This window comes from Reyranella sp. (genome assembly GCF_965279465.1).
GTDB lineage: Bacteria > Pseudomonadota > Alphaproteobacteria > Reyranellales > Reyranellaceae > Reyranella.
The window spans coordinates 1573212-1585559 of the sequence record NZ_OZ257242.1 but is presented as its reverse complement, the minus strand read 5'-3'; the positions used below and the strand labels follow the sequence as shown (position 1 = coordinate 1585559).

Annotated in this window: 14 protein-coding genes; 11 read left to right on the top strand and 3 right to left on the bottom strand. The window is 67.4% G+C overall.

All coding sequences use genetic code 11. The features are described from left to right. The 11 genes from hisH (at position 1) to phnN (ending at position 9916) form a co-directional block, all read left to right on the top strand. Positions 1-642 (top strand): imidazole glycerol phosphate synthase subunit HisH, encoded by a 642-nt coding sequence (gene hisH / locus ACQY8M_RS07675; protein WP_428670494.1) that lies wholly within the window; start codon positions 1-3, stop codon positions 640-642. Positions 643-806: 164 nt separating this feature from the next. Then, the gene (locus ACQY8M_RS07670; RefSeq protein WP_428670492.1) at positions 807-1619 is read left to right on the top strand and encodes a glycoside hydrolase family 25 protein; all 813 of its coding nucleotides are present in this window, start codon (positions 807-809) and stop codon (positions 1617-1619) included. Positions 1620-1632: 13 nt separating this feature from the next. Next, positions 1633-2769: an aromatic ring-hydroxylating oxygenase subunit alpha gene (locus ACQY8M_RS07665; protein WP_428670490.1), complete on the top strand. Its 1137-nt coding sequence runs from the start codon at positions 1633-1635 to the stop codon at positions 2767-2769. A gap of 918 nt (positions 2770-3687) precedes the next feature. Then, positions 3688-4149: a phosphonate C-P lyase system protein PhnG gene (gene phnG, locus ACQY8M_RS07660; protein WP_428670488.1), complete on the top strand. Its 462-nt coding sequence runs from the start codon at positions 3688-3690 to the stop codon at positions 4147-4149. After that, on the top strand, positions 4146-4730 hold the full coding sequence (gene phnH, locus ACQY8M_RS07655) for a phosphonate C-P lyase system protein PhnH (protein WP_428670486.1): 585 nt from the start codon (positions 4146-4148) through the stop codon (positions 4728-4730). Before phnG ends, phnH begins: the two co-directional genes overlap by 4 nt. Positions 4731-4733: 3 nt before the next feature. Further along, on the top strand, positions 4734-5819 hold the full coding sequence (locus tag ACQY8M_RS07650; protein ID WP_428670484.1) for a carbon-phosphorus lyase complex subunit PhnI: 1086 nt from the start codon (positions 4734-4736) through the stop codon (positions 5817-5819). A gap of 70 nt (positions 5820-5889) precedes the next feature. Further along, positions 5890-6696, top strand: coding sequence for an alpha-D-ribose 1-methylphosphonate 5-phosphate C-P-lyase PhnJ (locus ACQY8M_RS07645; protein WP_428675334.1), 807 nt, complete (start codon positions 5890-5892; stop codon positions 6694-6696). Beyond that, positions 6693-7466 (top strand): phosphonate C-P lyase system protein PhnK, encoded by a 774-nt coding sequence (phnK, locus tag ACQY8M_RS07640; RefSeq protein WP_428670482.1) that lies wholly within the window; start codon positions 6693-6695, stop codon positions 7464-7466. The genes ACQY8M_RS07645 and phnK overlap by 4 nt, the downstream gene beginning before the upstream one ends. Positions 7467-7471: 5 nt before the next feature. Continuing rightward, the gene (gene phnL / locus ACQY8M_RS07635) at positions 7472-8170 is read left to right on the top strand and encodes a phosphonate C-P lyase system protein PhnL (RefSeq protein WP_428675333.1); all 699 of its coding nucleotides are present in this window, start codon (positions 7472-7474) and stop codon (positions 8168-8170) included. Then, positions 8167-9312, top strand: coding sequence for an alpha-D-ribose 1-methylphosphonate 5-triphosphate diphosphatase (locus ACQY8M_RS07630; protein ID WP_428670480.1), 1146 nt, complete (start codon positions 8167-8169; stop codon positions 9310-9312). The genes phnL and ACQY8M_RS07630 overlap by 4 nt, the downstream gene beginning before the upstream one ends. A 31-nt stretch (positions 9313-9343) precedes the next feature. Then, a complete protein-coding gene (phnN, locus tag ACQY8M_RS07625; protein WP_428670478.1) occupies positions 9344-9916 on the top strand; it encodes a phosphonate metabolism protein/1,5-bisphosphokinase (PRPP-forming) PhnN in 573 nt (190 codons plus the stop codon). Here phnN and ACQY8M_RS07620 read toward each other — a convergent pair. Genes ACQY8M_RS07620 through phnE (ACQY8M_RS07610) form a run of 3 tightly spaced genes read right to left on the bottom strand, consistent with a single transcriptional unit; the run spans position 9864 to position 12342 of the window. Continuing rightward, on the bottom strand, positions 9864-10604 hold the full coding sequence (locus tag ACQY8M_RS07620) for a DUF1045 domain-containing protein (protein ID WP_428670476.1): 741 nt from the start codon (positions 10602-10604) through the stop codon (positions 9864-9866). The genes phnN and ACQY8M_RS07620 overlap by 53 nt on opposite strands. After that, positions 10601-11458: a phosphonate ABC transporter, permease protein PhnE gene (gene phnE, locus ACQY8M_RS07615; protein ID WP_428670474.1), complete on the bottom strand. Its 858-nt coding sequence runs from the start codon at positions 11456-11458 to the stop codon at positions 10601-10603. The genes ACQY8M_RS07620 and phnE (ACQY8M_RS07615) overlap by 4 nt, the downstream gene beginning before the upstream one ends. After that, positions 11458-12342, bottom strand: a complete 885-nt coding sequence (gene phnE, locus ACQY8M_RS07610) for a phosphonate ABC transporter, permease protein PhnE (RefSeq protein ID WP_428670472.1) — start codon at positions 12340-12342, stop codon at positions 11458-11460. The genes phnE (ACQY8M_RS07615) and phnE (ACQY8M_RS07610) overlap by 1 nt, the downstream gene beginning before the upstream one ends. Between the last annotated feature and the right edge of the window lie 6 nt (positions 12343-12348).

Below are 12348 nucleotides of genomic sequence, written 5' to 3'. Positions count from 1 at the left end.
ATGACCGTCGCGATCGTCGATTACGGCTCGGGCAACCTCCGCTCCGCCGCCAAGGCCTTCGAGCGCGCCGCGCGCGAAGCGGGCACGCACGAGCGCGTGCTGGTGACCGCAAACCCCAACGAGGTCGCCGCCGCGGACCGCATCGTGCTGCCCGGCGTCGGCGCCTTCGCCGACTGCCGCGCCGGCCTGTACGGCGTGCCGGGCATGGTCGAGGTCCTGCAGCGCGAGGTGATCGAGCGCGGCAAGCCGTTCCTCGGCATCTGCGTCGGCATGCAGCTCATGGCCACGCGCGGCGTCGAGTACGGCGTCCATGCCGGGCTCGACTGGATCGCGGGCGACGTGGTGCGGATCGAGCCGGGCAAGGACCATCTCAAGATCCCGCACATGGGCTGGAACGAACTGCTGGAGCTGAAGCCCCATCCGGTGCTGGAGGGCCTCGCGCCGCACGACCATGCTTATTTCGTGCACTCCTTCCAGCTCGAGACGGCCAGGCCGGAGACCTTGCTGGCCACCACCGACTACGGCGGCCAGATCACCGCCGTCGTCGGGCGGGATAATCTTGCCGGCACGCAGTTCCATCCGGAAAAGAGCCAAGCGACCGGCCTTCGCCTGATCGGCAATTTCCTGCGCTGGAAGCCGTAGACGGCTGCTCATGCTCTTCCGGACCGCGAGCCTCTGGCTCGCTCATGATCATGAGCGAGCCAGAGGCTCGCGGTCCGGAAGAGCATGACCATGGCAAGGCACGGGGACCGTAGAGCAAGTGTAGCCGGACTTGCCGCGCCCGCTGGACGCCTTACTGTCACATCATGATCGCTCGCAGGAACCTTCTCACGGGACTGGCCGCTTCGGTTGCAGCGGGATGCAGCACGCGCCAAGTTCCCTCGACGGCCTACCAGTATCCCATCGCCCCGCCGCCGCCGGACCGCGCCACCATGGGATTGGATGCGGTGATCGACATCAGCCGCAGCGTAACCGTCACCGACTTCCGGCAAGTACGCCAAAGCGGCATCCGCGGTGTCATCCACAAGGCGAGCGAAGGCGGCGACTACGCGGACTCGGCCTGTGCCGCGAGACGCCCGCAGGCCGAAGCGGCCGGAGTGCTCTGGGGCACCTACCACTACGGCACCGGGCAAATGTCGGGAGCGCAGCAGGCGGCGTTCTTCCTCAACATGTCGCGACCGGGGCCCAGGACCCTGCTCGCCCTGGACCTCGAGGCGAATGACAACAATCCGTCGAACTCCATGAGGCTGGACCAAGCCGAGGCCTTCGTGCGGGCGGTGGCCGACGCGACCGGCCGGCTGCCGGTCGTCTACGTGCACCCGGCCTGGGCCAATGGCGAGCCGCTGCCGAATTCGGGCCTCAGCTTCGGCGCCCGCATCACCCCGGACTCGATCCTCGCGCGCTGCGGCCTCTGGGTCGCCGATTACCACGACTCGCCCGAGATCCCGTTCGCCTGGACCGCGACCGGCTGGCGGCTCTGGCAATATGCGGGTGACGAAAGCGCGAGCCGTCCCGCCTACAACCAGACCACCATCGTGCAGGGCGTCAGCCACTGCGATCGCAACCTGTTCAACGGCGACGCGGACGCCCTCAATCGGTTCTGGGGCGCGGGCGCCTGAAGGTGAGAAACAGATGAGCACGCTCCTCGATGACGGCGATCTGGTCGATCGCATCCTGGCCCATGTCGACGGCAAGTCGACGGACAAGGGCACGACGGTGTGGCGCGAGCCGGCCGCGAATTATTCCTCGCGCGAACGCTTTGCCGCCGAGCTGGAAGTGCTGCGCCGCGTGCCGATGGCGTTCTGTCCGTCCGCTGCCCTGCCGGAGCCCGGCTCGTACATCGCGCGCACGACGGTCGGCACGCCGCTTCTCGTCGTGCGGGGAACCGACGGAATCGTTCGCGGCTTTCGCAATGCCTGCCGTCACCGCGGCATGAAGCTCGAGGAAGGCGAAGGCTGCAAGCGGGCGTTCGCCTGTCCCTACCACGCCTGGACCTACGGTCTCGACGGCACGTTGCGTCACATTCCCGGCGAAGACGGCTTTCCCGGGCTGGACAAGGACGAGCACGGCCTCGTGCCGGTGACGGTGCAGGAACAGGGCGGCCTCGTCTTCGTGACGCAGGAGGCGCCTTTGTCCGACGGCCCGCTGCCGGACGTGCCGGACCTCCTGCCGCCCGACTACGTGCTGTTCAACAAGATCGAGTTCGACGACAAGGCGAACTGGAAGCTGATCGGCGAGACCTCCATGGAGGGCTATCACATCAAGGCTCTCCACAGCCAATCGTTCTATCCATACGGCTACGACAACCTGAACGTGGTCGAGCTGCATGGCCGCAATTCACGCATCGTCTTTCCGTTCCGCCGCATCGAGAAGCTGCGCCAGATGCCGCGCGAAGAATGGAAGGTCCAGGGACGCATCACCGACGTGCATCAGCTCTTTCCCAACACGCACGTCAGCTTCCTGTCGAGCCACGCGATGCTCATCATCCTCGAACCGGTGTCGCCCTCGGAAACGCACTGGGTCATCTATCAGCTCGCCCCGCGGATCAAGAACGGCAAGCCGCTCGATATCACCGAGGCCAGGCGCGATGCCAATTTCGTGCAGGACGCCGGCTTGACCGAAGACCGCCGCGCGGCCTGCGCCATCCAGGCGGGACTCGCGTCGGGTGCCAATACCCACTTCACGTTCGGCCACTACGAACAGGCCATCGGCCATTTCCACCGTCACCTGACGGAGCACGTCGAGAAGCTGAAGGCGCAGCAAGACTAGCGCGTGGACATTCGACCGTCAGTGAGAAGGCGATCAGCCTACCCACCCAACCTCACCCTGAGAGCTTGTGAATTTATCGGCCGGCAGTGAGAAGACCAATCTGGCTACCCCTCCGCCTTATCCTGAGGAGCGCAGCGCAGCGTCTCGAAGGATGGCGACGCGAAGGACGCACGGAAAGTGCTGCGATCTCGGCATTTTATCGAGGTTGTACGCGTTGCCACGCTTCGAGACGCTGCGCTGCGCTACGCTCCTCAGGGTGAGGAAAGTGGGTAGCAATATTCATCCTTAACTCGCCAAACTATTCTTTCACAAACTCTGAGGAGCGCAGCGAAGCGAAGCGTCTCGAAGGGTGGCGACGAGAAGGACGTGGCGCAAAGCTGCTGGGATCATGAACTCTGCCCGCGGAGTGCGTGTTGCCATCCTTCGAGACGATTCGCTGCGCTACGCTTTTCAGAGTTTGTGGATTTTATTGGCCAGAGGGGAAATGACCAGTCTGGCAACCCTCCCGCCTCATCCTGAGGAGCGTAGCGCAGCGGAGCGTCTCGAAGGATGGCGACTCGAAGGACGTAGCAACGGTGCTGGAAACACCGGAGTTTAGCAAGGTCGTGCGCGTTGCCACCCTTCGAGACGCTCCGCTGCGCTGCGCTCCTCAGGGTGAGGCAAGTGGGAAGCGAGATCATCTTTGAATCGCTAATTCGATTTTTTCACAAGCTCTCAGGATGAGGCGGTAGAGTAACAAAGGCCAAGGAAAGACGTCTGAATGGCAATCGTTCACAGGCTCTAAGCGGCACGATGTTTGGCGCCTAACCGCGTGGGGATAGAACGCCTGCGCCGTCACAATAACTTCATCATTCGAAAGCCAATCGGTAACGCGACCTTCGCATGGTGCGCCCGTCCCAAGGCGTACCCATGTGTCCCATGACATCCTTCGACGCGGCGCAAGTCCGGCGCCAGCGCTGGCTTTCTGTTCTCTCAAAGGCCCCCGCCGACCGCCTGGAAGAGCTCTGGCACGGATTGGGCCCGGCGCCGTCCTATAGCGTGCTGCGCCAACCCGAGATCGGGCTGGTCATGGTCCAGGGCCGCATCTCCGGCTCGGGTTCCCCCTTCGCCGCCGGTGAGATGACGGTCACGCGCGCCGCCGTGCGGCTGCAGACCGGCCAGCTCGGCATTGGCTATGTCGGCGGCCGCCATCTGCGCCAGGCCGAGATCGTGGCGGCGCTCGATGCGATGGGCCAGATGCCCGAGTGGCAGGACCGGATCGAAGACCGGGTCGTGGCGCCGCTCGCCGCGGAAGCCGACGCGCGCCGCCGGCTGCGCGCCTCCAAGGCCGCCGCGACCAAGGTCGATTTCTTCACCGTCGCCCGGGAAGCCGGCACATGACCGACATTGCGCCCGGCCTCGCCGATCCGTCGCACGACAGCCAGCGCCTGTTCCGCACGGTGCTCGACGCCTTCTCCCATCCCGGCCGGATCGTCGCCTTGCCGGAAGCGCCGACCGGCGTCGGGCCGCTCAGCCACGCGGCCACGGCCTTCGTTCTCACGCTCGTCGATCGCGACACGCCGCTCTGGCTCGCCCCCGCTTTCGATATCGCCGCCGTCCGCGACTTCGTGCGCTTCCACACCGGCGCACAGATCGCCCCGCGCGAGGCCGACGCGCTGTTCGCCCTGCTGACGCCCGACCGCACGCCGCTGCTCGACGGCTTCGCCATTGGCACCGATGCCTATCCCGATCGCTCCGCCACGCTCGTGATCGAAGTGCCGTCGCTCACCGGTGGCGCGTCGCGCACGGTCCGCGGTCCCGGCATCGAGTCGCGCACCGAGATCGCCATCGCCGGGCTGCCCGACTCGTTCTGGAGCGAATGGGTCGCCAATCACGCTCTGTTCCCGTGCGGCGTCGACCTCGTCTTCACCTCCGGCGCCGGGCTCCTGGCGCTGCCGCGCAGCATCGTCGTGGAGGCCTGAAGCATGTATGTGGCAGTCAAGGGCGGCGAGACGGCGATCGAGCACTCGCTCGAGCTGCTGGCCGACCGGCGCCGCGGGGCGCGCGACGTCGCCGAACTCTCGCTGCAGCAGATCGACGAGCAGCTCTCGCTCGCCGTCGATCGCGTGATGACCGAGGGCTCGTGCTACGACCGCGAGCTCGCCGCGCTCGCCATCAAGCAGGCGCGCGGCGACCTGGTCGAGGCGATCTTCCTTCTGCGCGCCTACCGCACCACCCTGCCGCGGTTCGGCGACACCCTGCCGATCGACACCAGCCGCATGGTCGCCGAGCGGCGCATCTCCTCGACCTTCAAGGACGTGCCCGGCGGACAGGTGCTGGGCCCGACCTTCGACTACACGCACCGCCTGCTCGACTTCACGCTGATGGCCAACGGCGAGCGCCCGGTCGCGCCGACGGCGCCGGTCGATGCGGCGCGCGACCTGCCGCGGGTCGGTGACATCCTCGAGCGCGAGGGCATGCTCGAACCGCCTCCGGCCGAGGCCGGCACGCATCAGGACATCACGCGCGCGCCGCTCACCCTGCCCGCGTCACGGCCGGTCCGGCTGCAGAACCTGGCGCGCGGCGACGAGGGCTTCCTGCTCGCCCTCGCCTATTCGACCCAGCGCGGCTACGGCAACAACCATCCGTTCGTCGGCGAGATCCGCTTCGGCGCCGTGCCGGTGTCGTTCGTGCCCGAGGAGCTGGGCTTCGCGATCGAGATCGCCGAGATCGACGTGACCGAATGCGACATGGTCAACCAGTTTGCCGGCTCGCACGACGTGCCGCCGCAGTTCACCCGCGGCTATGGGCTGGCCTTCGGTCATGCCGAGCGCAAGGCGATGGCCATGGCGCTGGTCGACCGCGCGCTGCGCGCCCAGGAATTGTCCGAGAACGCGACCTCGCCCGCTCAGGACGAGGAGTTCGTGCTGGCGCACTCCGACAGCGTCGAGGCGTCGGGTTTCGTGCAGCACCTCAAGCTGCCGCACTATGTCGATTTCCAGTCCGAGCTCGTCGTCGTGCGTACCTTGCGCGCCGAGGTCGAGGCGCGACTGCAGCAAGCTGCGGAGTAAGACGGTGCCGGATAGCCATCAGGACGGCGGCGCGTACAACTACGCCTACCTGGACGAGCAGACCAAGCGGATGATCCGCCGCGCCATCCTGAAAGCAGTGGCGGTGCCCGGCTACCAGGTGCCGTTCGGCGGCCGCGAGATGCCGCTGCCCTATGGCTGGGGCACCGGCGGCATCCAGGTGACTGCCGCCATCATCGGCCGCGACGACACGCTCAAGGTGATCGACCAGGGCGCCGACGACACCACCAACGCCGTCTCGATCCGCCGCTTCTTCGCCCGCGTCGCCGACGTCGCGACCACGACCCGCACCGAGGAGGCGACGGTCATCCAGACCCGCCATCGCGTGCCGGAGACGCCGCTGAAGGAAGGCCAGATCCTGGTGTTCCAGGTGCCGATCCCCGAGCCGCTGCGCATGCTCGAGCCGCGCGAGACCGAGACGCGCACGCTGCATGCCCTGTCCGAATACGGCGTGATGCAGGTCAGCCTGTACGAAAGCATCGCGCGGCATGGCCGCATCGCCAAGACCTACAACTATCCGGTGCTGGTGAACGGGCGCTACATGATGAGCCCCTCGCCCATTCCGAAGTTCGACAATCCCAAGCTCGACCGCAATCCAGCCTTGCAGCTCTACGGCGCGGGCCGCGAGAAGCGCATCTATGCCGTGCCGCCCTACACGCCGGTGAAGAGCCTCGACTTCGACGACCATCCGTTCGAGATCGAGCGTTGGTCCGAATGCTGTGCGTTGTGCGGCTCGCGCGAATCGTTCCTCGACGAGATGATCGTAGACGACGCGGGGAAGCGGCTGTTCGTCTGCTCCGACACCGACTACTGCCAGGAACGCCAAGCCGAGCAGGGACAAGGGGAGTCTGCCAAGTGAGTGCCCCCCTGCTCTCCGCGCGCGGCATCACCAAGCGCTTCGGGGGACGTATCGCCTGCCGCGACGTGAGCTTTGACCTGTGGCCCGGCGAGGTGCTCGGCATCGTGGGCGAATCGGGTTCGGGCAAGACGACCCTGCTCAATTGCCTCGCGGGCCGCATGACGCCCGACGACGGCACGGTCACCTACGAGTCCGCGGCGGCCGGCACGGTCGATGTCCATGGCCTCAGCGAGGCGCGACGCCGCCTGCTCGCCCGCACCGAATGGGGCTTCGTCAACCAGGATGCGCGCGAGGGCTTGCGCATGGGCGTGAGCGCCGGCGCCAATATTGGCGAGCGGCTGATGGCGATCGGGGCGCGCCACTACGGCACCATCCGCCAGACCTCGTCCGACTGGCTGGCGCGGGTCGAGATCGACCTCGACCGTCTCGACGACCGGCCGACGACCTATTCCGGCGGCATGCGGCAGCGCCTGCAGATCGCCCGCAACCTCGTCAGCGAGCCGCGGCTGGTGTTCATGGACGAGCCGACCGGCGGCCTCGACGTGTCGGTGCAGGCGCGATTGCTCGACCTGCTGCGCGGGCTGGTCGACCGCTTCCATCTCTCGGCCGTGCTGGTGACGCACGACCTCGGCGTGGCGCGGCTGCTGACCCATCGCCTGATGGTCATGCAGGGCGGCCAGGTCGTCGAGGACGGCCTGACCGACCAGGTGCTCGACGACCCGCAGCATGCCTATACGCAGATGCTCGTCGCCTCGATCCTGCCGGTGTGATGACGATGCTCCCTGTCCTGCGCGTTTCCGCCCTCAACAAGTCCTTCGTGGTGCATGCGCAGGGTCACCTGGCGCTGCCCGTGCTGCAGGACGTGGCGCTCGCCGTCGCACCAGGCGAGTGCCTGGCGCTGGTCGGCCCCTCCGGTGCCGGCAAGAGCACCCTGCTGCGCTCGCTCTATGGCAACTACCGGCCGCAGTCCGGCTCGATCCAGGTCCGTCATCGCGACCACTGGGTGGAACTGGTCGGCGCCGAGCCGAGGATCACGCTCGATGTCCGCCGCCATACGATGGGCTTCGTCAGCCAGTTCCTGCGCGTCATCCCGCGGGTCGGCGCCGTCGATGTCGTCGCTGAGCCGATGGTGCGGCGCGGTGCCCCCTTGGAAGAGGCGCGCCGCCGCGCCGAGTTCCTGCTCGGCCTGCTCGGCATTCCCGACCGGCTGTGGGCGCTGCCGCCCGCGACCTTCTCCGGCGGCGAGCAGCAGCGGGTCAACATCGCGCGCTCGCTGATCGCCGACTATCCGATTCTGCTGCTCGACGAGCCGACCGCGTCGCTCGACGCGGCCAATCGTGACGGCGTGATCGACCTCATCCGCCAGCGCCGCGAAGCGGGTGCGGCGATCGTCGGCATCTTCCACGACGGGGCCGTGCGCGATGCGGTCGCAACCCGTCTTCATAACGTCGCCCTGCCCGGAGCACAGCCATGAGCACGGAGATCGTCCTGACCAACGGCCGCATCGTGACGGCGGATGCCGCCTTCGAGGGCAGCGTCGTGGTGCGCGACGGCCGAATTGCCGAAGTGAGCCACGGCCGCTCCTGCGCCGCCGGCGCCATCGACCTGGAGGGCGACACGCTGGTGCCCGGCCTGATCGAGCTGCACACCGACAACATGGAGAAACACTTCTCGCCGAGGCCCGGCGTGAAGTGGCCCGCGGTGCCGGCCGTGATGGCGCACGACACCCAGATCGCCGCCGGCGGTATCACGACCGTGTTCGACTCGCTGTCCCTGGGCGACGTGCGCGGCGACACCGACCGGGTGCAGAACCGCACCCGCATGGTCGAAGCGATCTGCGAGGCGAGCGAGCGGCGCATGACCCGTGCCGAGCATCGCCTCCACCTCCGCTGCGAGGTCACGCCCGACGACGCGATCGAGGCGGTGGACCGTTGGATCGACCTGCCGCTGGTCGGGCTGATGTCGATCAACGACCACACGCCCGGTCAACGCCAGTTCCTCGATCCCTCGAAGCTGAAGCAATACTACATGGGCAAGTTCGCCATGACCGAGGAGCAGTTCGAGGTATTTCACGCGCGCTCGCTCGAGCTGCATCAACGCAACGCGGTCAAGCACCGGCACGAGATCGTGTCGCGCGCCCAGGCGCGCGCCCTGCCGCTCGCCAGCCACGACGACGCCACCACCGAGCACGTGTTGGAGGCCGTACGCAACGGCATGACCATCGCCGAGTTCCCCACCACCTGGGAGGCAGCCGGAGCTTCGCGCGACGCCGGGCTGGCCGTGCTGGTCGGCGCGCCCAACCTGGTGCTCGGCGGTTCCCACTCCGGCAACATCGCCGCCATCGACCTGATCCGCGCCGGCCAGGCCGATATCCTGTCGTCGGACTATGTGCCGGCGAGCCTGATGGAAGGTGTTTTCAAGCTGCCTGGCAGCGATGCCGGCATCGACCTGCCGCATGCCGTGCGGCTCGCCTCGCTCAATCCCGCGCGCGCCGTGGGCCTCAACGATCGCGGCGAGATCGCTGCCGACAAGCGGGCCGACCTGGTCCGGGTGCGCATGCTGGGCGATGCGCCGATGGTGCGCGCCGTGTGGCGCGAAGGCGAGCGGGTCGTCTGATGCACGGTCATGTCATCCGGACTAAAAGACCGTGACCCCTCTCGTCTATGTCATGGGACCGTCCGGTGCGGGCAAGGATTCGGTGATGAACCTCGCACGCGACATGCTCGCGCCCGACGCGCCGGTGGTCTTCGCCCATCGCTACATCACGCGCCCGGCCGAGGCGGGCGGCGAGAACCATATTGCGCTCACACAGGCCGAGTTTGCCTTGCGCCGCGAGCACGGGCTCTTCGCCTTCCACTGGGTAGCGCATGGCAATCACTATGGCATCGGCCGCGAGGTCCATGGCTGGCGCAAGGCCGGCCTGGCCGTCGTGATCTCGGGGTCGCGCGAGCATTTCCTCAAGCTGGGCGGGATCGACGACGACACCTGGCCGGTGCTGATCACCGCCCCCGTGGCACGGCTGGCCGAGCGGCTTGCGGCGCGCGGCCGGGAACCCGGAAGCGCCACCGCCGCGCGGCTGGATCGCAGCGAGGCCTATGACATGACGGACCCGCGCCTCGTCACGATCCTGAACGACGGCGCCCTGGAGACGGCGGCGCAATCCTTCGTCAGCTTGATCGCCAGACTTCAACCTTCGTCGGCCGTCCGACGCCGAGCCTGAAGCGCTCCAGCATGGTGAAAGCGCGGTCGGGCGCGGCCTGGCGGAAGACGCAGAGATCGCGCACCGGCAGGGGACGGTCGACCAGATGCGAAAACCGCTGGCGCAGGATGTTCGTCACCACCGTCCGCTCGGCCGCATCCGGAAGCCGGCCGGTGAGCGTCAGATGGAAGCGCCATTCCTCCAGCACATAGGGATAGCCCCAGCGCAGCAGCAGCTCGTCCTGCCGCGGCGAAAGACCGGCCGCGCGCCGCCGCGCCAGCTCTTCTTCGCCCGCGGGCCGGCGGAACTCATCGAACTCGATCACGCAAAGGTCCGCGAGGTCCTGCAGCTCGGGTGAGCGGGCCGTCGGTACCAGGGCCAGGAAGCCTGACAGCTCGGCGAGCGCGAGCGGTGGCGTATTGAAGGTGCGCCGGCTCGCCGCGAAGCGGCCAACCGCGGCGAGGAAGTCGGTCTCGGACACGTCGTCGATCAGCGCCATGGGCGGCTTCAACGTGGCGTGAAAGCCATAGCGGCGCGGCTCCGCGGTGATCTCGGCCAGGCGCCGCGGATCGAGCCCCGACGACAGCGGCAGGCGAGGCGCGCGGCCGGCGTCGGCCGTGCAGCCCAGCCACTGGCTCGCGAGAACGGCAAGGGCTTCCTCCGGACGGGGTGCGTAATAGAGCGCGTAGCGCGGCGGGGCTTTGCTCATGCCAGCTGGCCCCGGCGGCCGATCAGGGCAAAGCGGAGCTGGTTCGACACCATGTCGATGGCAGCGACAGCGATCAGGATCATCACGATGATGAACGAGGCCTGCTGCAGCTCGAGAGTCCGGATCGCCTCGGCAAGGTGCAGGCCGATACCGCCAGCGCCGACGATGCCGATGATGGTCGCCGAGCGGGTATTCGATTCGAAGAAATAGAGCACCTGGCTCGCCAGCACGGGGAAGACCTCCGGCAGGATGCCGAAGCGGATGCCAAGAATCGCGCTGCCGCCAGTCGAGATGATGCCCTCGCGCGGCTTGCGGTCGGCGGCCTCGATCGCCTCGGAGAACAGCTTGCCGAAACTTCCGATGTCGGAGGTCATGATCGCCAGCACCCCCGCAAAGGGACCGAGCCCCACCACGTTGATCCAGATCAGCGCCCAAATGAGGATATCGACGCTGCGGATGGTGTCGAGCGAGCGGCGCGAGAGGAAGTGCAGGACCCGGGCGGTGGTCACGTTCTTCGCCGCCAGCAGCGCAAGTGGTACGGCCAGCACGGCCGCTGCCAGCGTCCCCAGCAGCGAGATCGCCACCGTCTCGATCAGTGACATCACATAGACGCGGACGTGGGCCCAGTCGCCGGGATTGGGTGGCAGCATGAGGCCCGCGATCTCGCCCAGCTTGCCGAGCCCGGCCAGGAACTTGCCATCGAAGAAACCGAGCTGGGCCATGCCGAACAGCAGCAACAGGGCGGCGGCGATGCCCATCGCGAGCAGGAACTGCCGGCTCCTGCTCGGCCGGCCGAAATGATGCGGATGCCGCGCGCGGATCGCGGCCGTGTCGACCGTCATGCGCGTGGCCATCAGCGGCGGTCCTCCAGGCCGATCAGGCGATGGCGCACCACGCCGGTCAGCGTGTCGATCACCGACACCGCGATCACGATCAGCAGCAGGATCGCCGAGACGTCGGAATAGTAGAACTTGCGGATTGCCTCCACGAGATCCATGCCGATGCCGCCGGCGCCGACGAAGCCCATCACCGTGGCGCCACGCACATTGACCTCGAAACGCAGCAGCGTGTAGCTGACGAAGTTCGACATTGTCTGCGGCAGAGCGCCATAGCGCATCGCCGCGGTCCAGTGCGCGCCCGTCGCCGTCACGCCTTCGACTGGCTTCATGTCGATGTTCTCGACCACCTCGGCGAACAATTTGCCAAGTGCGCCCAAGGTGTGAATGGCCACCGCCAGCACGCCCGCCATCGGCCCGAGCCCGAATGCGATCACGAACAGCAGCGCGAAGACCAGTTCCGGCACGGTGCGGCAGAGCTCGCAGAAGCGGCGCATCAGCACGCGGAGCCACGGCCGCGGCGAGACATTAGCCGCGGCCAGGAAGCAGAGGAAGAAAGCGCCGATCGCGCCCAGCGCGGTGCCGACGTAGGCCATCAGCAAGGTCTCGGCGAGCAGCCGCAGCCAGCGCGCCAGACCCCAGTACCATTCGACCGGGTCGGTGAACACCAGCGCGCCGCTATCGAGATGAAGCAACCGACCGAGATAGCTCGTGAAGTTGCCCAGATTGGCGAAGAACTTGACAGGGTCGACCTCGGCTGAGACCGACGACAGTGCGACCGCCACGACGACACAGGCGGCGATCAGGATCGAGTTCCAGCGCCGGGCGCGGACCGACGCGTCGTAGGCCGCGAGCAGCGGCCTCAGTTGCGCGTCGGGCAGATGGACGACCGGTGACGCCACGCGGCA